At 67.1% G+C, this 313-nt stretch carries 1 protein-coding gene; it reads right to left on the minus strand.

Features of this window, described 5'->3' with window-relative positions; genetic code table 11:
- Positions 1-184: 184 nt before the first annotated feature.
- Positions 185-313: acyl-CoA dehydrogenase family protein (locus tag EZE58_RS02040; RefSeq protein ID WP_277345266.1), on the minus strand; the 129-nt coding region annotated here is incomplete at its 5' end.

A 313-nucleotide genomic window follows, 5' to 3' on the forward strand; every position in this document is an offset into this window, starting at 1 on the left:
CGACGACCAGTCGATGGGCTCCATCCGCGACCTCCGTTCCTCGGTTGAGGTCCACCCTAACCGGACGAACCCCTCGCCGAGGCGGTCCGCCGCTCCGTACGGAACGACGGGACCGCCTCGGCGAGGGGTGGGTGGTGCGACTCCGGCGCAGAGACCGGGAGGGTCACCTCAAGGTCACGAGATCTCAGAGTCCGAGTTCGCGGGCGATGAGCATGAGCTGGACCTCGGTCGTGCCCTCGCCGACCTCGAGGATCTTCGAGTCGCGGTAGTGGCGAGCGACGAGGTATTCGTTCATGAAGCCGTAGCCGCCGTG

This window comes from Brevibacterium sp. LS14 (assembly GCF_012027885.1).
GTDB lineage: Bacteria > Actinomycetota > Actinomycetes > Actinomycetales > Brevibacteriaceae > Brevibacterium > Brevibacterium casei.